This window comes from Sphingomonas sp. BK235, from assembly GCF_004345855.1.
Taxonomy (GTDB): domain Bacteria; phylum Pseudomonadota; class Alphaproteobacteria; order Sphingomonadales; family Sphingomonadaceae; genus Sphingomonas.
Genome location: NZ_SLXN01000001.1, coordinates 336,664 through 359,264, shown reverse-complemented (window position 1 = coordinate 359,264; position 22,601 = coordinate 336,664). Strand labels below are relative to the sequence as shown.

Genomic DNA, 22,601 nt, shown 5'->3' with positions numbered 1-22,601 from the left:
AGAACCTCAAGTGTCCGAGAGGGATCAGCGTGGCCGCCATCGACGTCAATGCAGCTTTTGCCAGCCCCGCCGCATCGCCGCGCGGCGGCAATGGTGACGACGGCGCGGGCGACGCGTCGGGCTTCGATCGCATCGTATCGGCCGAGCTCGCGGGCGGCGGGGTTGGCGCCGGCGAGAAGGCGGCGGTGTCGTCGGCTCCGCCGCGCGTCGTCGGCGCGGGGAACGGCGACGCGACGGGATCGCGGCACGTCGGTCTCGCCGGCGCGATGCGTACCGCGGCGGCGGTGTCTCCGACCATGGGGTCGTTCCGGTTCGACGCGACGACCGATGCCATTACGGCGGCGCCGGCACTCGACCGCGCTCCCGCCGTCGCGCGCACCGATGGCGCCGACGTTATCACGCCGCTCTGGGGTGAGACCCCGCCCTCGCTCGAGCCGGCGAGCGCGGCACACTCGGCCGGCGAGCACCTCATCGCTCCAGCGCCCGGATCGGCCGCCAACGCGGAGATGACAGCGCTTGATCGCGACCCCCCGTCATCGGTGCGAGCGGACTCCGCCCTCGAACAGAGCACGTCTGTTGCCACGGACGCGCTACTCGCCGTCGATCCGTCGTCGGCGGTCGCAGCGGCGAGCACCGCCGCGGTAGCGGCCGACCCCGCAACGGCTTCGCGCATCGATGCGGTCGCGCTGGCCGGCGCGCTCCCCGGCGCGGACTCCCCCGAGACGCCTGAGAGCGCGGATCGCTCGGCGCCGCCGCGCGCGGCGCGCTCGCCGAAATCGTCGCGCGTACCGCACCGAGCCGACGATCGGGCCGCGATGCCGACGCCATGGCCGCCCGTCGCGGTCCCGGTCCAGGGCGTCCTCCTGCCGGTCACCGCCGAGGTCACGCGGGTCGATGAACCCGTGTCATCGTCGGCAGCGGCGCGGGGCGCGTTTAGGGAAGGCGCCGGCCGGGACGGTGGTGCCCCGTCACCGGTGCGTGATGGTCAGGGCGACCCGGCCTCTTCCCAGGGCGCCGCGTTCGTCGATGACGGCGCCGGCTTCGCCGCGCTCACACCCGACCCGGCCGGCGCGATCCGCCCGCACGCCGAAAGCGCGACCACGAACGTCGGCGATCGCGAAGAAAGGACGTCTATCGACCTGCCCGCTACGCCGCGCGCGCATCATGCTGCGGTGCTGCCGTCGCTGATCTCCGAGGCCCGCCCCGGCGTTGGTCCCGCTCCTTCGCCGATGCCGCGGGATGGGATCGACGCGACCGCCCTGACGCAGCGCGCCGACCGAACCTATGCCGCGCATCAGGGCACCGCGGCGCATGGCGACGCAACCCATTGGGCGCAGCTCGGCACGATCGGTCACGACACTGGCGTCGCGATGGCGCGCGGGTTGGTCGAGGGCCGCGATCATGTCTCGCTGCGGCTCGATCCACCCGATCTGGGGCGGATCGACGTGCGGCTGAGCTTCACCCATCAGGGCGAGCTGCGCGCCGTGGTGGCCGCGGACAATCGCGCCGCGCTCGATCTGCTGCGCCGCGACGTCGATCAATTGCAACGTGCGCTCAGCGACGCCGGGCTTCGCGCGGACAGCGGCTCGTTCCACTTCTCCGAGCGACAGCCGAGCAGCGGCCAGCGCTGGTACGATCCGACGCAGGGCGACCGTCCCCGCGGCATGGACGAGCGCGATCCCCTCGTCGTCCAGGACGCCCCCCTCCCCCCACGCCGGTTGCGCAGCAGCGGCCGCGTCGATGTGATCGCCTGAGGAGCCTATTCATGACCGTCGCCATCTCCCATTCCTCACCGACCAAGCCCGCGCAGGAGCAGAACAGGTCCAAGCCGAGCAACAGCATCAGCGCCAACGAGGCGGTGTCGGACAGCAACGCACCGGGCAGCCAGCAGAAGCCGACGATCGGCGCTGACTTCAACATGTTCCTGAAGCTGCTCACCTCGCAGATCCAGAACCAGAACCCGCTCAACCCGATGGACACGTCACAGTTCACGCAGCAACTGGTGCAGTTCGCGCAGACCGAACAGGCGATCCAGCAGAGCGGCACGCTCAAGTCGATCCTCGCCAAATTGTCCGCGGGCGAGATGGCGCAGGCGTCCAACTATGTCGGCCGCGTCGCGCGCTTCGACAGCCCGGTCGCCGGACTGAGCGACGACAAACCCGCCACCTGGACCTATCAATATAGCCAGGTGCCTTCCTCCCTCGTCGCCGAGGTGAAGGACAGCCAGGGATCGGTGGTGAAGACCCTGCTCGTCGATCGCGCGGCCAAGGGCCAGGTGAGCTGGGACGGCTCGACCTCGACGGGCGCGCGCGCGCCGGCGGGCAATTACACGCTGACGATGACCGCCAAGGACATCAACGGCGGCACGATCAACGGCGCGGTCACCGCGTCGGGCGTGATCAGCTCGGCGATGATGCTCGACGGGCGTGCGATCGTCACCGTCAACGGCACCAATTATCCGCTCGACGCGCTGCTCGCGATCGACAGTGCCGTGACCGACGCGGCACGCTAAGGTCTGATCCGCCTGGGTTGAACCGTGTTCCTGCGGACGCAGGAGCACGGTGCCGCGGACGGGACGCTCGTGGCTCTGGGCTCCTGCGTCCGCAGGAGCACACCGCCGGTTCGCACAGATGGATCACATGCTGACGCGCGGCGCATCGGCCGGGGCAGCGGCACGCGCGGTCCCGCTCGGGATCGTGCACGCCGCCCGATGAACGGCGGGCGCCGCGGCCACGCCTCGCTCGCTCAGCATTCGACCACGTTCACCGCCAGCCCGCCGAGACTCGTCTCCTTATACTGGCTCTTCATGTCCTCGCCGGTCTGGCGCATCGTCTCGATCACCGCGTCGAGGCTGACGACATGTTCACCGTCACCGCGCAGCGCCAGATAGGCGGCATTGATCGCCTTCACCGCCCCCATCGTGTTGCGCTCGATACAGGGTATCTGAACCAGTCCGCCGATCGGGTCACAGGTCAGCCCGAGATTATGCTCCATCCCGATCTCCGCGGCATTCTCGACCTGGCGATCGCTGCCGCCGAGCACCGCCGCCAGCGCCCCGGCGGCCATCGAGCAGGCCACGCCGACCTCGCCCTGGCATCCCATCTCCGCCGCCGAGATCGAGGCGCGCTTCTTGTAGAGCATGCCGATCGCCGCCGCGGTGTAGAGGAAGTGGCGCGCCCCCGCGCGCGAGGCGCCCGGCACCAGCGTCTCGTAGAAGCGCAGCACCGCGGGCAGCACGCCGGCCGCGCCATTGGTCGGCGCGGTCACCACGCGGCCGCCGGCGGCATTCTCCTCATTGACCGCGAGCGCCCAGAGACTGACCCATTCGAACACTTCGGCGGGGCTCCGCTGCGGACCGCAGCGCGACAGCCCCTCATACATCGCGCGCGCGCGACGACGCACGCGCAGGCCGCCGGGCAGCACCCCCTCCTGCGCGATGCCGCGATCGATACAGGCGTTCATCGCGTCGCGCACCGAATCCACGAAGGCGTCGCTCTCCGCCGGCGAACGCCACGCTTCCTCATTGGCGCGCACCAGCGCGCCGATCGTCAGCCCGCTCTCGACGCAGCGTGCCAGCAGCTCGGCGCTCGAGGAGAAAGGATGGCGGACCGCCACATTCTGCGCGCTCGCGGGCGCGCCGAGGCGAAGGATGGCGCCGCCCCCGACCGAGAAATAGGTCTCCTCCAGCTGCGTGCCGTCCTCCGCCTCGGCGACGAAGCGGATCGCATTGGGATGCTGCGGCAGGAAGGTACGCGGGTGGAAGAGCAGGTCGCTCGCCTCGACGAACGCGATCGGCCGTTCGCCCCCCAGCGGCAGGCCGCCAGTCGCGCGCACCTCGGCGAGGATCGCGGCTACGGCATCGGGATCGAGCCGCTCGGGCAACCAGCCGGCGAGCCCGAGGATCGTGGCGGTGTCCGTGGCATGGCCGCGCCCGGTCAGCGCGAGCGAACCGTAGAGATCGCATCGGACGCGGCGCGGCGGCGAGTCGGCGGCGAGCGCACGCTGCGCGAAATCGTGCGCGGCGCGCATCGGCCCGACCGTGTGCGAGCTGGACGGCCCGACACCGATGGTGAACAGCTCCATGACACTGATCGGGCGCGACGCGCCGCGATCGAGCAGCACGACGTCGGGACTGATGCGCACGTGACCTCCCCGGGGCCGCCGCTGCGGCCCGTCTGCCCCTCTGTCCCTTGCGCCTGAGATCATTATCCCGTCGGCGGGTGCGTCGCCGCACCGCTCTCCAGATGTTGGCGCCGGCGGGTCCTTCTACCTGAGAGTTTCCGGGGCGGTTGCTCCTTCGGTGCCGGATCGCTCCGGTCTCTCCCACGTCGGCCCCGCTGCTATCCCGCGCGCCGCCAGACGGGTCAAGCCACCGATGCGCGCCGCGCCCGGCTCAGCGCCAGCCGAGCGCGGGCGCGACATGCGTCATGATCGACTCCAGCACATGCGCATTATAGTCGACGCCGAGCTGGTTGGGCACCGTGAGCAACAGCGTGTCCGCGGCGGCGATCGCCTCGTCCGCGCGCAATTGCTCGATCAGGCGGTCGGGCTCGGCGGCGTAGGAGCGACCGAACACCGCGCGCATGTCATCGATCACCCCGATCTGGTCGCTCCCCGCGGCGGCGCCGAAATAGGCGCGGTCGCGATCGTCCACGAGCGCGAAGATCGAGCGCGACACCGAGACGCGCGGCGTCCGCTGATGCCCCGCCGCCGCCCACGCCTCGCGATAGGCGCGGATCTGCCGCGCCTGCTGGAGATGGAAGGGCTCGCCGGTCTCGTCCGCCTTGAGCGTCGAGCTCTGCAGGTTCATTCCCTGCTGCGCCGCCCAGACCGCGGTCGCGTCCGACGCCGAGCCCCACCAGATCCGCTCGCGCAGCCCCGGCGCGTGCGGCTCCAGCCGCAACAGCCCCGGCGGGTTGGGGAACATCGGCCGTGGGTTGGGCCGCGCGAACCCCTCGCCGCGCAGCAGGTCGAGGAACAGCGCGGCATGGCGGCGCCCCATATCGGCGTCGCTCTCGCCCTCCGCCGGGGCGTAACCGAAATGGCGCCAGCCCTCGATCACCTGCTCGGGCGAGCCGCGGCTCAGCCCGAGCTGGAGCCGCCCTCCGCTGATCAGGTCGGCGGCGCCGGCGTCCTCCGCCATGTAGAAGGGGTTCTCGTAGCGCATGTCGATCACGCCGGTGCCGATCTCGATCCGACGGGTGCGCGCGCCGACCGCCGCGAGCAGCGGGAACGGCGAGGACAATTGTCGCGCGAAATGGTGGACGCGGTAATAAGCGCCGTCGACGCCGAGCTGCTCCGCCGCTTCCGCCAGCTCGATCGACTGGAGCAGCACGTCGCTGGCCGAGCGCGTCGCCGATTGCCCCGACGGCGACCAATGGCCGAAGGAGAGGAACCCGATTTTCTTCATGCCCCGACCTTCTTCATGCCCCGACCTTCTTCAAGCAACGCCTCCACGCCGGACCGGCGCCTGTGTCGGCATCGTATCTGGCGGCGCGGCGGTGCGACGACAAGGCGGCGGCCCTTACCCGACGACCGCCGCGGGTCAGGCCGCCGCGGCGCGCGCCCTTTCGCGGTCGACGAGCGCCTGCACCGCGGCGAAGGCCTCATGCGCGCCCGCGACCGCCCGCGCCTCTTCGTCGGGGTGCAGCGTCGCGGCGTCGAGCGCGGCGGTGAACGATCGCCAGTGCGCGGCGCGGCCCTCCGGATGGCCAGCGAGGTGGCGCGCGCCGAAGCCGGCATCGAGCCCCAGCGGCGCCACCGCCTTGAGCAGCAGCGCCGCGCCGAGGCTGGAGCCTTCCGCGACATACAACCAGCCCAGTGCGCGCGCGCGATCGATCGCGCCCCCCGGCGCGAAAGCGGGCGGCGCGGGAGAAGCGGACGTCACCGCCAGGTCGGCCATGTCCTGCTCCACTGCCTCTGCCCGCCCGCGCGCCGCCAGATCGGGGATCGTGATCGCCAGCTCGGGGGAGGCATAGAGCGCGGCGACGTCGCGGTGGAAGCCGTGATGAACCGCCAGAAGCCGCGCATAATGCGCGCGGCTGGCGAAGGGATCGAGCGCCATCACCGCCGCGTCGAGACCGCGATGCGCGGCGGCGGTGGCGTCGCGCAGCCGCTGCGTCCGGGTCGCCGGTGGCGGAGCGGTCGGTCGGGCGCGGTCGGTCACGCCTCGCGCTAGCACCCGCGCCCGGTCGCGTGCAACGGGCGCTTGCGGCGCCTCGTCGGATCGATCATCTGCGCGCGGGTCGTGGGAGACGGGCGTGGCATCCAGCGAAGCATATGACGTGGTGATCGTCGGCGCCGGCCATGGCGGCGCGGCGGCGGCGGCGGCATTGCGCCAGCGCGGCTTCGCCGGCAGCGTCGCGCTGATCGGCGACGAGCCCGATCTGCCCTATGAGCGCCCGCCGCTGTCGAAAGATTATCTTCTCGGCGAGCGCGCGTTCGAGCGGATGCTGATCCGCCCCGCCGCCTTCTGGGCCGAGCGCGCGATCACGCTGCGGCTCGGCGAACGCGTCGAGCGGGTCGACGCGGTCGCGCGGCGGCTCGATCTCGGCGGTCGCTCGATCGGCTATGGGTCGCTGATCTGGGCGACGGGCGGCGCCCCGCGGCGGCTGAGCTGCTCGGGGCATGACCTCGCCGGCGTCCACATGGTGCGGACCCGCGCCGACGTCGATCGTCTCATCGGCGAGCTGCCGCGGGTCGACACGGTCGCGATCGTCGGCGGTGGGTATATCGGGCTCGAGGCCGCCGCGGTGCTGAGGACCTGCGGCAAACAGGTGACCTTGGTCGAGCAGCAGGATCGCCTGCTCGCGCGCGTCGCCGGAACGACGCTGTCGCATTTCTATGCCAAGGCGCATCGCGCCCGCGGCGTGACGCTGCGGCTCGGCGCCGAAGTGGCCTGTATCGAGGAGCGCGACGGGGCGTCGGCGGGCGTGCGACTCGCCGATGGCGCGATGCTAACGGCGCAGATGGTCATCGTGGGGATCGGCATCGTGCCCGCGGTGGCACCGCTGCGCGACGCTGGCGCGGCGGGCGACAATGGCGTGACAGTCGATGCTTACTGTCGCACCAGCCTGCCGCATGTCTACGCCATCGGGGATTGTGCCGCGCATATCAATCGCTTCGCGGATGGCGCGCTGATCCGGCTCGAATCGGTGCAGAACGCGACCGACCAGGCGACTATCGTGGCCAGGCATCTGACCGGCGCTCCGGAACCCTATGACGCGGTGCCGTGGTTCTGGTCCCACCAATATGATCTCAAGCTGCAGACGGTCGGCCTGGCGATCGGCCATGACGAGGAGATCGTCCGCGGCGATCCCGCCACCGGACGGTTCAGCGTCATCTATCGCCGAACCGGGCGCGTGATCGCCCTCGACTGCGTCAACGCCGCGCGCGACTTCGTCAAAGGGCGCGCGCTCGTGCTCGCGGGCGCGACCACCGACGCCGACACGTTGAGGGATCCCTCCGTCGCGCTGTGACCAGCGGCGGCCTGGTGTTGCCTTGGGACGACACCGCGTTGCCTGCGAAGCACATTAGCGCGACGGCGCAGGCTGGCGCATCGCCGGCCTGCGTCGCCCGCGCCTTTCAGCGTGAGGCGATCGTCGCGCCGAGCTTGGCGAGCCCGCGCTGCGCCAGCAGGTGCGAGGACTGGACGCTACCGTCCGCCAGATCCATCGCGACCGGCTCGCGGCCCAGCACCTCGCCATAGAGCGCCCGCGCCTGCCCACTCCGCCCCGTCCGCGCGTAGATCGCCGCGAGATTGAGCATCAACTCGGGACGTTCGGGGAAGATCGCGCGCTCGGCATCGATCGTCTGCTCGGCCTGGGCGAGACTGCCCGCCGCGATCGCCTGATAGCCGACCCGATCCTTCGCGACCGCTGGAGCCGCGACGATCATCGCGGCCGAGCCCGCGATCACGAAGCCCATGTTGCGCATGATGACCTCCTATCCTCTTCCCGTACCGAACGCTTAGGTTACGGTTTTGTGACGCCAATGTGTCACTTTTCCGACAACAGGGCAAGCGATGGTCGACGGGCGCGGATCACCGCGCTGGGTCATTTGTGCGGGAACATGACAGCACCGCGACAGGCCGCACAAGTCAGCGATAAACATAGGCTTAGATTGTCAGGACTACGTGCCGATCTGTCATCATTCTGCAAGATACCACGGCACCTCGGTGCAACTATCTACAATGGAGGCCGAATGACGGGTTCGATCGGCGCTGGTGTCGCCTCGGCCGCGGTTTGCCCCGTAAAGATCGAGAAGATAGCGCAGGAACCATCGACAGGCTGCGGACCGAATCGTCGCATGGCTTCTCAAGGCGTCATCTCGATGCGCGCGCGTTCGACCGACGCGGCCGAGCCCCGTCGGCAAGACCATCTGCTAAAGCGCAGCGTGACCGCGCGGCTCCTCACTCCCCTCGTGGGCGCGCTGCTGCTGCTCTGGCTGCTCGCCGCGCTCACCTGGTATTCGGCGCGCCAGATCCATGACGCCAACGCCACCGCCGCGGCGACCCAGGACCGGGTATTCCTCCTCAGCGAGATCCGGTCGCTGAGTCGCTCGCTTCAGCGCGACGCCCTCAACCTCGTCACCGAGCAGGACCCGCACGAGCTTCCCACGATCATCAGCAAGTTCGACACCCGCTCGCGCAAGATGCGGACCGAGCTGCGAACGCTGGAACGTACCGAGCACAATGCGCTGCCGCCCGACTATTTCAGCCTGTCCTATGGCGTGATCGATGCCTTGCAGGCGGTGGCGCGTCAGGCGCAATCGGGCGACCGCCGCGGCGCGCTCGCGCGCTTTCATCGCCAGGTCCGCCCCGCCGAACGCGCCGCGTCCAAGGTCGCCGACGGAGTGATCGAGGCGATGACCGAGCGCACCGGGACATTGCGCGACGATGCCAGCCAGGTCGAATCCGATGCCGCGGCGATCTTCGTCGTCGCGGTGCTCGCGCTCACCGTCAGCGGGCTGGTCGCGGGGATCATCATCACGCGGCGGAGCGTGATCCTGCCGCTCCATCAGTTGCAGGCGGGCATGCGCGACCTCGCGCACGGCGCCGCGAGCGCACGCATCCCCGATTTCGGCCGCTCCGACGAGATCGGCCAGATGTCGCAGACGCTCGCCGACCTGCAGCGTCAGCTCCTCCTCGCCGAACGTGGCAAACAGGAGCAGGCGCGGCAGATCATCGAGCAGATCGGTCGCGCGCTGGCGGCGCTCGCGCGCGGCGATCTCACCGTGCGCGTCGACGGCGATCTCGCCGGCGAGTTCGCGCAGCTCGGCGCCGACCTCAACACCGCGATGATGGCGGTGGCCGCCGCGCTGGCGATCGTGCGCCGCAGCGCCGACGAACTGGCTGACAGCGCCGACATGATCCGCTCCGCCTCCGACGAGCTCGCGGAGCGCAGCGAGCGCCAGGCGTCCTCGCTCGCCAACACGGCCTCCGCGATGCACCAGATCACGCAGACGGTGGAGGAGACCGCCAACGCCGCCGGGCGCGCCAATGCGATGGTGGCCGCGGCGCGCGGCGACGCGGAGGAGATGGGCGAGATCGTCCGCCGCGCCACCGAGGCGATGATCGCGCTCGAACGCTCCTCCGCCGAGATCAGCGAGATCATCAGCGTCATCGACGGCTTCGCCTTCCAGACGAGCCTGCTCGCGCTCAACGCGCGGATCGAGGCGGCGCGCGCGGGTGACGCCGGGCTCGGCTTCGCGGTGGTCGCGGCCGAGGTGCGGGCGCTGGCGCAGCGCTCGACCGAGGCGGCGCATGACGTCAAGGTGCGGATCACCGGCTCGGTCCGCCAGGTGGACGTCGGGGTGGGGCTCGTCACCGAGGCGGGGGGCGCGCTCGAGCGGATCAAGGCGCGCGTAATCGACGCCGCCGAACTGGTCGCCTCGATCTCGCACGCGGCGCGCGAACAGTCGATCGGGTTGCAGCAGGTCAACGACGCCGTAGCGCAGATGGACGCCACCACGCAGGACAATGTCGCGATGGTGCAGGAAGCGACGAGCGCGGTCCATCAGCTCGACCTGCTGGTGCGGGCGATGACCGAACAGGTCGAACGCTTCCGGCTCGCCGATAGCACGACGGCGCCGGCCACCGCGCTGGTGCCGTGGCGGCGGACCGACGCGGGCTAAGGCCTCATCCCACCCGGGTCGAGCCGTGCTCCTGCGAATGCAGGAGCCCAGTGCCCGCTGACGGCACGCTCGTGGCCCTGGGCTCCTGCGTTCGCAGGAACACCCTGCTGGTTCGAACCAGATGGATCACACGCTGGGTCAGCGATGCGGGCGTCGACCGCGCTGCCCGCGGCGCGGGGCGCTGATCGTGACAGACGATCATCGAGCTTGGCCCCCGCCACGTCGCCGGCCCGATGCCCCGCGATCACGCTGGGAGGCCGATCCGACCATTCGTTACGAAAGCGCGACGCCCTCGGAGCGAGGAGGCGTCGCACGTAAGCTGGTCTCGGTGTCAGGCACCCAGCGCCGCAGGGGCAGCGATGTCACCTCGCCGCGGTGCCTGGGGCTGCCGCGCCGGCCTGCGCCGTCCACGCAGCGGCGTCTATACTGCCGTCCGCGACGAACGGTCCCACCCCGCCAACCCGCCATCCGCGCAACATATCATCGCCGGGCGTGGCCATGACCTCGAACGAGAAAGGGCGGCCCCGCAGGACCGCCCTTCCCCGTCTACCGTCCCTCTGAGAGGCTCAGAATTCCTTGTAGAACTGCTCGTTGCCGACGAAGCCCAGCTTCGTGATGTTCGAGCGCTTGATGTCGGCCAGCGTCTGGTCGACCACCGAGTAGCGCGTCGCCGGGTCGGGCTGGAACTGCAGCTCGGGCTCCGGGGTCATCGCCGCCGACTGGTCGAGATACTGGCGCAGCACGGTCGCGTTGACCGGCGTGCCGTTCCAGGTGACGTTGCCGGCCGCGTCGATCGCGATCTTGTTCTTGACCGGGTCGACCGGAGTCTTGCGCTGGTTGGGGTCGTTGACCGGGAGGTCGACCTTCACCGCGTGCGTCGGAACCGGGAGGGTGATGATGAACATGATGAGGAGCACGAGCATGACGTCGATCAACGGCGTCGTGTTCATCTCCATCATCGGCTCGCCGTCGTCGCGGCCACCACTCATTGCCATGTCAGCTACTCCTGTCCCTCGCCTTAGCCGGCGTCGCCGGTCTTCGGCTGCGAGATGAACCCGACCTTCGCGAAGCCGGCCATCTGCATGTTGTAGATCGTCCCCGCCACGCAGCGCCAGGGCGTGTTGACGTCGCCGCGGACGTGCGCTTCCGGCAGCTCGAGGTCGGGGTTGCCCGGCCCGCCCTGCCGATCGATCTCGGCCTTCAGCTTGGCCACGGCGCGATCGAGCAGCTCCTGGTGGGTCACCGGGGAGACGCCCCAATAGACCTGACAATTGCCGTCGCCCGCCGAGGTGACCGACAGCGAGACGTTCTCTGGCTTGGTCGTGGTCGGGTCGAACCGGACGTTCGGGAGCGTGATGCCCTTGACCGTCTGGATGGCGACCGGGACCGCGATCAGGAAGATGATGAGGAGAACCAGCATGACGTCCACGAGGGGCGTCGTGTTGATGTCCGACATCGGTTTTTCAGCAGCGGAGTCACCGCCAACGCTCATCGCCATGGATCAGGCTTTCCTATTCCTTCGTTCCGCCGCGTCGCGTCGCCTCCGGTGACGTCGCCGCGGTGGCAGGTGATCGGCGGGGCCGCCGCAGCGACGGCCCCGCATACCCCTTTTCGCCTTACGGGCGGGTCTGCACGCCGCCGGCCTGGCCCGCGGTCGTGGTCGCCGCGGCCGGCTTCACCGGGGCCTTCGCCGGGGTGTTGCCGAGCGACGGACGCACCGCGCCGTTCGAGGCCAGGAAGCCGAGCACGTCGTTCGAGAAGGCCGACAGGTCCTCGGCGATCGACTTGTTGCGGCGCTGCAGCCAGTTGTACGCGAGCACCGCGGGAACCGCGACGACCAGGCCGAGCGCGGTCATGATGAGCGCCTCACCGACCGGACCCGCGACCTTGTCGATCGAGGGGTCGCCCGAGGCGCCGATCTTGATCAGCGCGCGGTAGATGCCGACCACGGTGCCGAACAGACCGATGAACGGCGCGGTCGCGCCGACGGTCGCGAGGAAGGCCAGACCGCCGCCCAGCTTCGAGTTGATCGCCGACTCCGAACGCGCCAGCGAGCCGTGCAGCCAGTCATGCGCCTCGACCGGGTCGGTCAGCTTCGAGTGCTGCTCCTGCGCCGCCAGGCCGTCGTCGACCAGCTGCTTGTAGGCCGAGTTCTTGTCGAGCTTGGCCGAACCCTCGCGCAGCGAGTTGCTGGTCCAGAAGTTCGCGCGGACGCGCTTCGCCTGGTTGATGATCTTCTGCTGCTCGAACAGCTTCGAGAACAGGATGTAGAACGACACCACCGACATGATCACCAGGATGGTGAACACCGACTGCGAGATGATGCCGCCTTCCTTGAGCGCCTGCTGCAGGCCGAACTGGTTCTCGGCTGCCGCGGTCCCACCCGCGGCGAGGATGTTGATGATCATTCTTCGTCTTCCTTAAGCCAAAATGTTGTCGGCAGACGCGTCCGCGTCGCCATGTTCACGCGGATCAGTTCTCCGGAAGCACCCAGCGCACCGGGAGGGTGTAGCTGGACGCGATCGGGTTGCCGGCAGCATCTTGCGCGGGCGAGAAACGCACGCGGGCCTTGGCAATGCGGCAGGTCGCCTGGTCGAGCGCCGAGGAGTTGCTCGACGTCGTCACCGTACAGTCGGTCACGCGGCCGTCCGTCCCCACGGTCAGCTTCGCGACGACACGTCCCTGCTCGCCGGCGCGGATCGCCGAGGGCGGGTAGTTGTCGGCGCCGAAATACTGACCCGGGTTACCCTTCAGACCCGCGGCCTTGCTCACCGCTGGCGCCGGCGGCGCGGGCGGTGCCGGGGGCGCGGGCGGTGCGACCGTCGGCGTCGGCACGAAGACCGGCGGCGGAGTCGGAACCGTCGCGATCGCCACGGGCGGCGGGTTCGGGTTCTGCACGATCGGCGGCGGCGACACCACCGGCGGCGGCGTCATCGGCACGTCGGGCGGCGGGGGCGGCGGCTCGTCCGGCGGCGGGGGCGGTGGCTCCTCGACGTCGAACGTGTTCAGCTTCTCAACCTGCTTCTTGACGAAATTGGTCGCGAGGCCGGTAACGAAGGCATAGCCGAGAGCGACGTGGATCAGCGCGACGATCACCAGCGCGCCGATCTTACCTCCGCTCATCTTCTGGTCAGAATAGGCCATTCAGCAACGAAACTCCCTCATCCTGCGGCCCTTGGGCGGCCGGAGCGGATCCGGCCGGGGTTGTTAACCGTTCCGTAGCTTCCCCGAGGGCAGGCCACAGACGGTCGAGTCCTATCGCGCCCGTTTTGGGGACGCAAACGCTTTGTCAGGCGCAACAAACGTACAATCGAACGACGACAGATTTATTTCTGTATCGTTCAGGCAGGTTGACGTACCCAGCGCGGATGATCCTACGCCAGAATCGGTCGGCGACGCGACCCCCCTTCGCGCTGCTCGCGTCGGCGAGCCTGCTCCTGCTCGTGCCCGGCGCCTCGGCGGCGCAGACTCCGCCTGCCGCAACCGCCTCACCCGCCGTCGATTATGCCACGCTGGCCGGGCTGGTCGAGCAGAGCCCGCTGATCATCGACGCGACGATTCGCTCCGCCGCGAAGATCAAGGGCGCCGAGGCGGGCGGGCTCGCGCCGGGGTTCACGCGCTTCTACGTCGAGGCCGATGTGGGTACGCTGGTGCGCGGCACCAGCGCGATCCCGCAGCGCGTCGGCTGGGTAGTCGACGCTGGCCCGGACTGGCGCGGTCGCGCCCCCAATCTGAAGAAGCGCCGCGTGCTCGCCTTCGCGCGTCCCGTCGCGGGGCGTCCCGATCAGGTGCAGTTGGTCACCCCCGACGCGCAGCGCGACTGGACCCCGGCGGTCGAGTCGCTGGCGCGCCGCATCGCGCAGGAGTTCACCGCGCGCGACGCGCCCCCGGTGATCACCGGGGTCCGCGGCGCCTTCCACGTCCCCGGCGCGCTCCCCGGCGAGGGTGAGACCCAGATCTTCCTGACCACCAAGGACGATCGCCCCGCCGCGCTGTCGATCCTTCGACGACCGGGCGAGGAACCGCGCTGGTCGGTCGCGCTCAGCGAGATCATCGACGACGCCGCGGAGGCGCCGCGCCGCGACACCCTGCTCTGGTATCGGCTCGCCTGCGCGCTGCCCGCGGCCCTGCCCGAGCGCGCCACCGCGTCGCTGGAACCGGGTGACGCGCAGCAGGCGCAGGCGGACTATCGCCTCGTTCTCGACCAGCTCGGCCCGTGCCGAAATGGTACAGAGGCGACGTCGATCAACGCCGTTGGCGGACCAGCGTGATCCCGATCGATTCGCCCGCCTCGGCGATGGCGAGCTTGACGATCTTCACCCTGACACGGCGGACGCGACGATCCTGGAGGAACAGCGTCTCCGCGATATGGTCCGCGACCGCCTCGATCAGCGTGAAGTGACCCGCGGTGGCGAGCGCATCGGTCGCGGCATGGCGTAGGTCGAGGTAATTCTTCGACGCCGACAAGGGTGTGTCCGGCCGGTAGCGGGCGGGCGCGTCGAGCAGCACGGTCAACGAGATCCGCAGCGGCTGCGGCAGGTGCGTCTCTTCCGAATAGATGCCGGTGAGCACCTGCACCTCGAGGTCGTGGACCTCGAGCTCGAGCGTGTCGTCGTCCATCGTCAGGCTCCCGCGCTGGGGCGCGCCGTCGCCGCGGCGTGCCAGCGGCGCAGGTGGACGGCGTCGGCGGGCATGTCCAGCGCGGCGGCGCGCGCGAAATCGATCGTGACCAGCGCGGAGACGTCGGCGAAGGTATAGCCCTCCCCCGCGATCCACTCGGACTCGGCCAGCCGTTCGTCGAGCGCCGCGGCGAACCTCGTCCACATCGTGGCGGCGCGTGTCGCCAGTTCGGGTATCTGTGGCACTGGCGGCCAATGCCCCGGCAGCGCGCGATCGGCGAATCGCGGCGCCCGTTCGCGCAGCGCGTAGACCGCGGCGGCATAGCCGTCCTGCTCGACCCGCCGCGTCCAGGCCTCCACCCGGGCCACTTCGATCGCGCGCGTGCCGAACAGCGGCGGTTCGGGGTGCAGCGCCTCGAGGAAGCGGCAGATCGCGACCGAATCGGCGATCACCTCGCCGGTGTCGAGCACCAGCGCGGGAACGGTGCCGCGCGGGTTGACGCGGCGATAGCTGTCGCCGAGCTGTTCGTCGGCGCGCAGGTCGATCGCGACGCGCTCGATCGAGATCGCCTTCTCCGCGAGATAGATGCGCACGCGGCGCGGGTTCGGCGCCCAGGCCGCGTCATAGAGCTTCATCGGTGATCCCGGTTGCGTTCGGTCGCGGTCCCGCTAAAGCGCCCGCGCCCGGGCGTCCATGCCCCGGCAGCGAGGAAGGCATATGGCGGCCGAACTGGTGGCGATCGAGGCAGTGGCGGGCGCGGCGATCGAGGCGCTGCTCGACCGTGCCTTCGGCACCGATCGGCACCAGCGCACCGCCTATCGGCTGCGCGCCGGCACCGCCCCGCTCGCCGGGCTGAGCTTCGCGCTGGTCGAGGCGGGGGCGTTGCTCGGCTCGATCCAATGCTGGCCGGTGCGCTTCCTGGGGGACGATGGCGCCGAGGTGCCGCTGGTTCTGGTCGGCCCGGTCGCAGTCGAGCCGGCGCGGCAGCAGGGCGGACTGGGGCGCCGGCTCACCGCCGCCGCGCTGGCGGCCGCCGACGCGCGCGGGCTGAACCTCATGCTGATCGGCGATCCCGATTATTACGGACGCTTCTTCGGCTTCACCGCCGCGGCGACGGCGGGATGGCGGCTGCCCGGCCCGGTCGAGCGTCACCGACTGCTCGCGCGCGGCGCGGGGGTGCCGCACGGCGACGGGACGATCGCGCCGCGCGTCACCGCGTCGGCCTGAGCCTTTACCCCCGCCCCGGGGCGCCCTAACTGGCGCGCATGCCGATGGCGCCCCCACCCGATTTCAACGATCTGTCCGTCGCCGACATCGCCCGTCTGGCGGAGAGCGACCAGCTTCCCCCGGTCGAGCGCTGGAACCCGGCGCATTGCGGCGACAGCGAGATGCGCATCGCGCGCGACGGCACCTGGTACCACCAGGGCAGTCCGATCACGCGGCCCGCGATGGTGCGCGCGTTCAGCCGGATCCTGCGCCGCGAGCCGGACGGCGGCTACGTGCTGGTCACCCCGGTCGAGAAGCTCGACATCGTGGTGGAGGATGCGCCTTTCGTCGCGGTGGAGCTCAAGGCCGCGGGCACGGGTCGTGACGCGACGCTGGCGTTCCGGCTCAACACCGGCGACGTGGTGACCGCTTCCGCGACGCACCCGCTGCGCTTCGTCGAACGCGACGATGGGCCGCGCCCCTACCTCGTCGTGCGCGGCGGGCTGGAGGCCTTGGTCGCGCGCTCGCTCTATTACGAGCTGGCCGAGCGCGCGCTCGCGGGCGACGACGTGCCGCCCGGCGTGTGGAGCGGCGGCACCTTCTTCCCGCTCGCCCCGCGATGACCACCCTGGCGGAGCGGCTCGCCGTCGCGCTCGTCTCGGAGGCCGAGACCGCGCTGATCGAGGGCGATGACGGCGACCTGTCGGGCGGTCACACGCTCACCGAAGCGGCAGTGCTGGTCGCGGTGACCGATCGCGCGCGCCCCGGCGTGCTGCTGACCCAGCGCACCGAGACGCTGCGACGCCATGCCGGTCAGGTGGCCTTTCCCGGCGGCCGGCTCGATCCCGGCGAGGACGCGATCGCCGCCGCGTTGCGCGAGGCGGAGGAAGAGATCGCGCTGCCGCGCGACGCGGTGGAGGTGGTGGGCGCGTCCGATGTCTATCGCACCGGCACCGGCTTCCGCGTCACGCCGATCATCGGCGTCGTGCCCCCCGACCTGCCGCTGGTGCCGAGCGAGGCCGAGGTGGCGGACCTGTTCGAGGTGCCGCTCGACTTCCTGCTCGACGCCGCCCACCACCAGCCGCGCCGGGCGACCTGGCAGGGGCGCGAGCGCGCCTATTTCGAGCTGCTGTGGGGCGAGCGCCGGATCTGGGGCGCCACCGCGGGCATGATCGTCAATCTGTCGCGGCGGCTGCGATGGTCGACGTGATCCTTCCCGCCGCGACGTGGCGCACCCGCCCCGGCCTGGCGCGCCTCACCGAGGCGCTCGACGCCGCGGGCGGGCACGCGCGCTACGTCGGCGGCGCGGTGCGCGACACGCTGCTCGGGCTCGACGTCGCCGACATCGATCTCGCCACGCCGCTCCACCCGGAGGCCGTGGTGACGCGGCTCGCCGCGGCGGGTATCCGCACCATCCCGACCGGGATCGCGCACGGCACCGTCACCGCGGTGAGCGAGGGAACAGTGGTGGAGGTCACCACGCTGCGCCGCGACGTCGCCACCGACGGGCGGCACGCCATCGTCGCCTTCGCCGATGACTGGCGCGAGGATGCGGCGCGGCGCGACTTCACGATCAACGCGCTCTACGCCGACCCGGCGAGCGGCGCGATCTATGATTATTTCGGCGGGCTCGACGATCTCGCGGTGCGCCGGGTCCGCTTCATCGGCGACCCGCACCGGCGCATCGCGGAGGATCACCTGCGCATCCTGCGCTTCTTCCGCTTCCACGCGCGGTTCGGCGCGACGATCGACGCCGCCGGGCTCGCCGCCTGCGTCGATCGCGCCAACGATCTGATGGCGCTGAGCCGCGAGCGGGTCGCCGCCGAGTTGCTCAAGCTGCTCGTCGCGCCGGGCGCGGTGGCGGCGGTGCGGCTGATGCACGACAGCGGCATCTTCCGCCCGGTGCTGCCCGAGATCGATCACGACGGCGTCGCGCGGTTGGCGGCGCTGGCCGAGCGTGAGCGCGCCGCTGACGTCGCGCCCGACGCGATCCGCCGTCTCGCCGCGCTGCTCCCGCGCGACGCCGCGGAAGGCGTGGGCGCGCGGCTCAAGCTCTCCAATGCCGACCGCAAACGGCTGGTGCAGGCGGGTGCGGGCGCGGGCGACGAGGGCGCGCGCGCGCTCGCCTATCGCGTCGGCGCCACGATCGCGCTCGACCGGCTGCTGCTCGCCGGGGCCGACGCGGCGGCGCTGCGCGGCTGGTCGTCGCCGGCGCTGCCGATCGGGGGCGGCGCGCTGGTGGCGCGGGGGCTCACGCGCGGGCCGGAGGTGGCGCGCGTGCTCAGGCGGGTGGAGGATCGCTGGATCGCGGAGGGTTTCCCCGATGCGGCACGCGCCGAGGCGATCGCGGACGAGGAAGTGGCTCAGGCGTTGCGCGCGACCAGGAACGCATAGGCCGCGTCGGCGTCGAGCGGGCGGGCATAGGCATAGCCCTGGCCATAAGTGCAGCCGAGCGCGCCCAGCGTCTGGCCGAGCTCGATCGTCTCGATCCCCTCGGCCACCGTGTCCATCCCCAGCGCCTTGGACAGGCCGAGGATCGCGCGCACGATCGCGAGCTGGTCGCGGTCGGTCAGCATGCCGGTGACGAAGCTGCGATCGATCTTGAGCAGGTCGATCGGCAGCGTGTGGAGCGAGGCCAGGTTCGAGAAGCCGGTGCCGAAATCGTCCATGGCGATGACGGTACCGAGCTCCTTCAGCGCCATCAGCACGCCCGCGATCCGATCGGGATCGGCGATGATCGCGCTCTCGGTCAGCTCCAGCTTGAGCCGCTCGCCCCCGAGCCCGGCGGCACCGAGCGCGCGCTCGACCATGCCCGGGATCGAGTCGCGCTGGAGCTGGATCGGCGAGACGTTGACCGCCACCGCCGCGCCGCAATGCCCGCCCCAGCGCCCGTCCCAGTCCGCCAGCGTCTGCATCGCGGTGTCGACTGCCCAGCGGCCGAGCGGAACGATCAGCCCCGATTCCTCCGCCACCGGGATGAAGCGCACCGGCGGCACGTTCACACCCTCATCGTCGGTCCAGCGCGCCAGCGCCTCGAACCCGCTGACCTTGCCCGAGGTGAGATCGAGGATCGGCTGATAGACGAGGTGAAGCTGTTCGTTCTCGATCGCGCGGCGCAGCGCGGTCTCCATCGCGAATTCCTCGCGCGCGCTGTCGAGCGCGCGGGTCTGATAGGCCTCGGCGCTCTTGGTCGACTTGGACCGCTTCATCGCCACCTGGGCGTGACGGATCACGTCCTCGGCGTCGCCGATCGCCGCGTCGCCATAAGCGATGCCGATCGCGCACGACACGCGCAGCTCGAACTCGCTCAATCGGAACGGTGTGGCCAGCGCCTCGCGGATGCGGCGCGCGACGTGATCGGCCTCGTGATCGCCCTGGTCGATCGTCAGCAGCACGCCGAACTCGTCGCCGCCGGTCCGCGCCAGCACGTCCCGGCTGCGCAGCGCGCCCTTGATCCGCCGCGCGACGGTGATCAGCAACTCGTCGCCGGTGAGCGAGCCGAGGCAGGCGTTGAAGCGGCTGAACCGCTCCAGATCGATCATCAGCACCGCCCAGCGCGACGCGCCCTCCTCGATCATCGCCTCCAGCGCGTCGGTGAAGCCGCCGCGGTTGGGGAGACCGGTCAGGCTGTCGGTGGTCATCTCGCGGCGTAGCGTCTCCTCGGTGCGGACCTCGGCGGTCTGGTCGACGAAGGAGATCACCGCGGTGGGTTCGACGCGATTGGGGATCAGCGCGAAGCTGAGGCGATAATGGCGCCGTTCGACTGCCGCGCCGGTCGACCAATTGACCTCGGCGCGATCGTGGCCGGTGCGCAGGAAGGAGGTGATGAGCGGATCGATGGCGCGCTCGTGCTGGAGGCTGTTGCGCGCGAAGGCACGGTTGCTGTTCTCGAACTCGAGCCGGCCGCCGCGCAGCCGCGCGATCACGAGCGGGATCGGCACCAGCTCGAGCGACCCTTGCGCCGCGGTCAGTCCGAGCCCCGGCGCGATCGCGCTGAGCCCGTGCGCCATCGGCGTCGATCCGTCCGAATCCGTCACCAGCAGGGGAGAGCGCGTTGCCATCGGCTTCCGACCTAGATGGCAACGGTTAAGACCGCCTTACGGAAATCAAATTGGGCCGATGCGGCTGTATTTACTTGCTAGCGCGGAACGTGCCGGATTGGGACGGATCGTCTCGCCCGATCGCATCGCTCGCGTCCGCTGAGATCGTCATCCCGGTGACGCGCCGAGCCTCGTGACTGCGAACACATACCGCGCATCCGTCATCCCGGGCTCGACCCGGGATCCATGGTGCGGCGAGCGCCGCCGGCGTCGCTCTCACGGAAGGATGGCTCCCGGCGCCCGGCCGGAATGACGGTAATGAAAAAACAGAAGACCGTCAGAAGCGATTGTCGCGCGGGAAGCCGTTGGGCGGCATCCGACCGGCGGCGCCGCGCGCGGTGCGCCACGCCGACAGGTCCGGCTCGGTGCGGACGCGCCCGCTCCCGCCCCCCATCGCCCAGCTCAGCCCCTCCGCGAACACCAAGGTGCGCGCGTCGGCGAGGCCACCGTCGCGGTAGCGCTGGAGCTGCACCCCCTGCCCGCGGGTCATCTCGGGCAGGTCGACCATCGGGAACAGCGCGAGCTTGCGATTGTCGCCGATCACCGCGACGAAATCGTCGCCGGGCGAGACCGCGTGGACGACGACGAGTCGCGCGCCCGGCCGCGGCGTCATCACCGTCTTGCCCTTGCGCGTCTCGGCGATCACCTCGGCGCTCGGCACGAGGAAGCCGCGCCCGTCGCTCGCCGCCACCAGCAGCCGCTCGGCCGCGCCCGCGCGCAGCAGCGCCACGATCGGCACGCTGCCGTCGAGGTCGATCGAGGCGCGCACCGGCTCGCCGAAGCCGCGCCCGCCCGGTAGCTTGTCCGCCGCCAGCGTGAAGAAGCGCCCGTTGCCCGCCGCCAGCAGCAGTTTGTCGGTGGTGTGCGCGTGAAAGGCGAAAGCGGGGCCGTCGCCTTCCTTGAACTTCATCGTCTCGGGTGCGGAGAGGTCGACGTGGCCCTTCATCGCACGAATCCAGCCGCGCTCTGACAGGATGACCGAGATCGGCTCGCGCTCGATCATCGCCTCGAGCGGGATCTCGCGCGCAGCGGCCTGTTCCTCGATCGTGGTGCGGCGCGCGCCGAGCTTGGTCTCGCTGCCGTAGCGGTCGCGTACCTTGGCGAAGTCGCGCTTGAGCCGGGTGCGCTGGCGCGCCTCCGAGCCGAGCAGCTGGGTGAGCGTGTCCTGCTCCTTCTCCAGCGCGTCGCGCTCCCGTCGCAGCTCCATCTCTTCCAGCCGGCGCAGCGAGCGCAGCCGCATGTTGAGGATCGCCTCGGCCTGGCGGTCGGTGAGCGCGAACTCCGCCATCATCACCGCCTTGGGCTCGTCCTCGGTGCGGATGATCTCGATCACGCGGTCGAGGTTGAGGAAGGCGATGATATAGCCGCCGAGCAGCTCGAGCCGGTCCGCGATCTTGCCGAGCCGGTGCTCGGTGCGCCGGCGCAGCACCACGAACTGATGCTCGACCCAGGCCGCCAGCGCCTCGCGCAGCGACATCACGCGCGGCGTGCGGTCCTTGTCGAGCACGTTGAGGTTGAGCGGGATGCGCGTCTCCAGGTCGGAGAGGCGGAACAGCCCGTCCATCAGCACCTGCGGGTCGACGGTGCGGCTGCGCGGCTCGAGCACCAGCCGGATCTCGGCGTCGCTCTCGTCGCGCACGTCGGCGAGGATCGGCAGCTTGCGGTCGTTGATCAGCGCGGCGATCTGCTCGATCAATTTGCCCTTCTGTACGCCGTACGGGATCTCGCTGACGACGATGGTCCAGCCGCCGCCCTTCTCGCGCTCGACCGCCCAGCGCGCGCGCACCCGGAACGCACCGCGCCCGGTGGCATAGGCCTCGGCGATGATCGCGGGCGAATCGACCAGCAGGCCGCCGGTGGGGAAGTCGGGCCCTTGGACGTGCGCGAGGATCGCGGCGTCGTCGGCGTCGGGCTTGTCGACCAGCAGGATCGCGGCCTCGAGCAGCTCGGCGGCGTTGTGCGGCGGGACGCTGGTCGCCATGCCGACCGCGATCCCGGCCGCACCGTTGGCGAGCAGGTTGGGGAAGGCGCCGGGGAAGAGCTCGGGCTCCTGCTCCTCGCCGTTGTAGGTCGGGCGGAACTCGGCGGCGTCCTCGTCGAGCCCGTCCATCAGGTCGATCGCGACCTGGGTCAGGCGCGCCTCGGTGTAGCGATAGGCCGCGGCATTATCGCCGTCGATGTTGCCGAAATTGCCCTGCCCGTCGACCAGCGGATAGCGCAGCGCGAAATCCTGCGCGAGCCGCACCATCGCGTCATAGACCGACTGGTCACCGTGCGGGTGGTATTTACCGATGACATCGCCGACGACGCGCGCGCATTTCTTGTAGCCGGCGGCGGGATCGAGCCGCAGCAGCCGCATCGCCCACAGCAGCCGGCGGTGGACCGGCTTGAGCCCGTCGCGCACGTCGGGCAGCGAGCGCGCGGTGATCGTCGAGAGCGCGTAGACGAGGTAGCGTTCGGACAGCGCGCTGTCGAAGGGCGCGTCGAGCACGCCGACAGGCGGGTTGTCCGGGGGAAGAGCGGTCGCGTCGGTCGCCATGG

Annotated in this window: 21 protein-coding genes and 1 riboswitch; of the genes, 9 read left to right on the top strand and 12 right to left on the bottom strand. The window is 70.6% G+C overall.

Translation table 11 applies throughout. The annotated features are described in order from the left end of the window. Positions 1-29 precede the first annotated feature (29 nt). A complete protein-coding gene (locus tag EV292_RS01585) occupies positions 30-1,754 on the top strand; it encodes a flagellar hook-length control protein FliK (protein ID WP_132907433.1) in 1,725 nt (574 codons plus the stop codon). An 11-nt stretch (positions 1,755-1,765) separates the two neighbouring features. Further along, a complete protein-coding gene (locus EV292_RS01580; RefSeq protein ID WP_132907432.1) occupies positions 1,766-2,512 on the top strand; it encodes a flagellar hook capping FlgD N-terminal domain-containing protein in 747 nt (248 codons plus the stop codon). 233 nt (positions 2,513-2,745) lie between these two features. Here the strand turns inward: EV292_RS01580 and EV292_RS01575 are convergent, their stop codons facing one another. The 3 genes from EV292_RS01575 to EV292_RS01565 form a co-directional block, all read right to left on the bottom strand. After that, positions 2,746-4,083, bottom strand: a complete 1,338-nt coding sequence (locus EV292_RS01575) for an L-serine ammonia-lyase (RefSeq protein WP_132908126.1) — start codon at positions 4,081-4,083, stop codon at positions 2,746-2,748. A 170-nt stretch (positions 4,084-4,253) separates the two neighbouring features. Beyond that, a riboswitch (glycine riboswitch) is annotated at positions 4,254-4,336 on the bottom strand. Between the two features lie 57 nt (positions 4,337-4,393). Continuing rightward, positions 4,394-5,410, bottom strand: coding sequence for an LLM class flavin-dependent oxidoreductase (locus EV292_RS01570; protein WP_132907431.1), 1,017 nt, complete (start codon positions 5,408-5,410; stop codon positions 4,394-4,396). Between the two features lie 135 nt (positions 5,411-5,545). Beyond that, the gene (locus tag EV292_RS01565; protein ID WP_132907430.1) at positions 5,546-6,166 is read right to left on the bottom strand and encodes a biliverdin-producing heme oxygenase; all 621 of its coding nucleotides are present in this window, start codon (positions 6,164-6,166) and stop codon (positions 5,546-5,548) included. Positions 6,167-6,260: 94 nt separating this feature from the next. Here EV292_RS01565 and EV292_RS01560 point away from each other — a divergent pair, with 94 nt between their 5' ends. After that, the gene (locus EV292_RS01560; protein ID WP_243693550.1) at positions 6,261-7,478 is read left to right on the top strand and encodes an FAD-dependent oxidoreductase; all 1,218 of its coding nucleotides are present in this window, start codon (positions 6,261-6,263) and stop codon (positions 7,476-7,478) included. Positions 7,479-7,584: 106 nt separating this feature from the next. Here the strand turns inward: EV292_RS01560 and EV292_RS01555 are convergent, their stop codons facing one another. Continuing rightward, the gene (locus EV292_RS01555) at positions 7,585-7,935 is read right to left on the bottom strand and encodes a tetratricopeptide repeat protein (RefSeq protein WP_132907429.1); all 351 of its coding nucleotides are present in this window, start codon (positions 7,933-7,935) and stop codon (positions 7,585-7,587) included. A 459-nt stretch (positions 7,936-8,394) separates the two neighbouring features. On the opposite strand from EV292_RS01555, the gene EV292_RS01550 reads away from it, so the two are divergent. Continuing rightward, a complete protein-coding gene (locus EV292_RS01550; RefSeq protein ID WP_165926992.1) occupies positions 8,395-10,134 on the top strand; it encodes a HAMP domain-containing methyl-accepting chemotaxis protein in 1,740 nt (579 codons plus the stop codon). Positions 10,135-10,700: 566 nt separating this feature from the next. Here the strand turns inward: EV292_RS01550 and EV292_RS01545 are convergent. The 4 genes from EV292_RS01545 to EV292_RS01530 all read right to left on the bottom strand — a co-directional run bounded on the left by EV292_RS01545 (position 10,701) and on the right by EV292_RS01530 (position 13,278). Continuing rightward, on the bottom strand, positions 10,701-11,129 hold the full coding sequence (locus tag EV292_RS01545; protein WP_165926991.1) for a biopolymer transporter ExbD: 429 nt from the start codon (positions 11,127-11,129) through the stop codon (positions 10,701-10,703). A 23-nt stretch (positions 11,130-11,152) separates the two neighbouring features. Next, positions 11,153-11,632 (bottom strand): biopolymer transporter ExbD, encoded by a 480-nt coding sequence (locus tag EV292_RS01540; RefSeq protein ID WP_207913312.1) that lies wholly within the window; start codon positions 11,630-11,632, stop codon positions 11,153-11,155. A gap of 118 nt (positions 11,633-11,750) precedes the next feature. Then, a complete protein-coding gene (locus EV292_RS01535) occupies positions 11,751-12,542 on the bottom strand; it encodes a MotA/TolQ/ExbB proton channel family protein (RefSeq protein WP_132907427.1) in 792 nt (263 codons plus the stop codon). Between the two features lie 64 nt (positions 12,543-12,606). Then, the gene (locus EV292_RS01530) at positions 12,607-13,278 is read right to left on the bottom strand and encodes an energy transducer TonB (protein WP_132907426.1); all 672 of its coding nucleotides are present in this window, start codon (positions 13,276-13,278) and stop codon (positions 12,607-12,609) included. Positions 13,279-13,502: 224 nt separating this feature from the next. Here EV292_RS01530 and EV292_RS01525 point away from each other — a divergent pair, with 224 nt between their 5' ends. After that, on the top strand, positions 13,503-14,405 hold the full coding sequence (locus tag EV292_RS01525) for a hypothetical protein (protein ID WP_243693549.1): 903 nt from the start codon (positions 13,503-13,505) through the stop codon (positions 14,403-14,405). Here EV292_RS01525 and EV292_RS01520 read toward each other — a convergent pair. Next, positions 14,380-14,754, bottom strand: coding sequence for a dihydroneopterin aldolase (locus EV292_RS01520; protein ID WP_132907425.1), 375 nt, complete (start codon positions 14,752-14,754; stop codon positions 14,380-14,382). The two genes, EV292_RS01525 and EV292_RS01520, sit on opposite strands and share 26 nt — an antisense overlap. A gap of 2 nt (positions 14,755-14,756) precedes the next feature. Next, positions 14,757-15,389, bottom strand: a complete 633-nt coding sequence (locus EV292_RS01515) for a glutathione S-transferase N-terminal domain-containing protein (RefSeq protein WP_132907424.1) — start codon at positions 15,387-15,389, stop codon at positions 14,757-14,759. An 82-nt stretch (positions 15,390-15,471) separates the two neighbouring features. Between EV292_RS01515 and EV292_RS01510 the strand changes: the two genes are divergently transcribed. Genes EV292_RS01510 through EV292_RS01495 form a run of 4 tightly spaced genes read left to right on the top strand, consistent with a single transcriptional unit; the run spans position 15,472 to position 18,354 of the window. Then, complete coding sequence (locus EV292_RS01510; RefSeq protein WP_132907423.1) at positions 15,472-15,981, top strand: N-acetyltransferase; 510 nt, start codon at positions 15,472-15,474, stop codon at positions 15,979-15,981. 38 nt (positions 15,982-16,019) lie between these two features. Next, a complete protein-coding gene (locus EV292_RS01505) occupies positions 16,020-16,583 on the top strand; it encodes a DUF1285 domain-containing protein (RefSeq protein ID WP_207913311.1) in 564 nt (187 codons plus the stop codon). Then, positions 16,580-17,170, top strand: coding sequence for a CoA pyrophosphatase (locus EV292_RS01500; RefSeq protein WP_132907422.1), 591 nt, complete (start codon positions 16,580-16,582; stop codon positions 17,168-17,170). The genes EV292_RS01505 and EV292_RS01500 overlap by 4 nt, the downstream gene beginning before the upstream one ends. Then, the gene (locus EV292_RS01495; RefSeq protein ID WP_132907421.1) at positions 17,158-18,354 is read left to right on the top strand and encodes a CCA tRNA nucleotidyltransferase; all 1,197 of its coding nucleotides are present in this window, start codon (positions 17,158-17,160) and stop codon (positions 18,352-18,354) included. The genes EV292_RS01500 and EV292_RS01495 overlap by 13 nt, the downstream gene beginning before the upstream one ends. Here the strand turns inward: EV292_RS01495 and EV292_RS01490 are convergent. Further along, positions 18,324-20,021 (bottom strand): EAL domain-containing protein, encoded by a 1,698-nt coding sequence (locus EV292_RS01490; protein WP_243693548.1) that lies wholly within the window; start codon positions 20,019-20,021, stop codon positions 18,324-18,326. The genes EV292_RS01495 and EV292_RS01490 overlap by 31 nt on opposite strands. Positions 20,022-20,337: 316 nt before the next feature. Then, positions 20,338-22,599, bottom strand: coding sequence for a DNA topoisomerase IV subunit A (parC, locus tag EV292_RS01485; RefSeq protein ID WP_132907420.1), 2,262 nt, complete (start codon positions 22,597-22,599; stop codon positions 20,338-20,340). Positions 22,600-22,601: the final 2 nt, after the last annotated feature.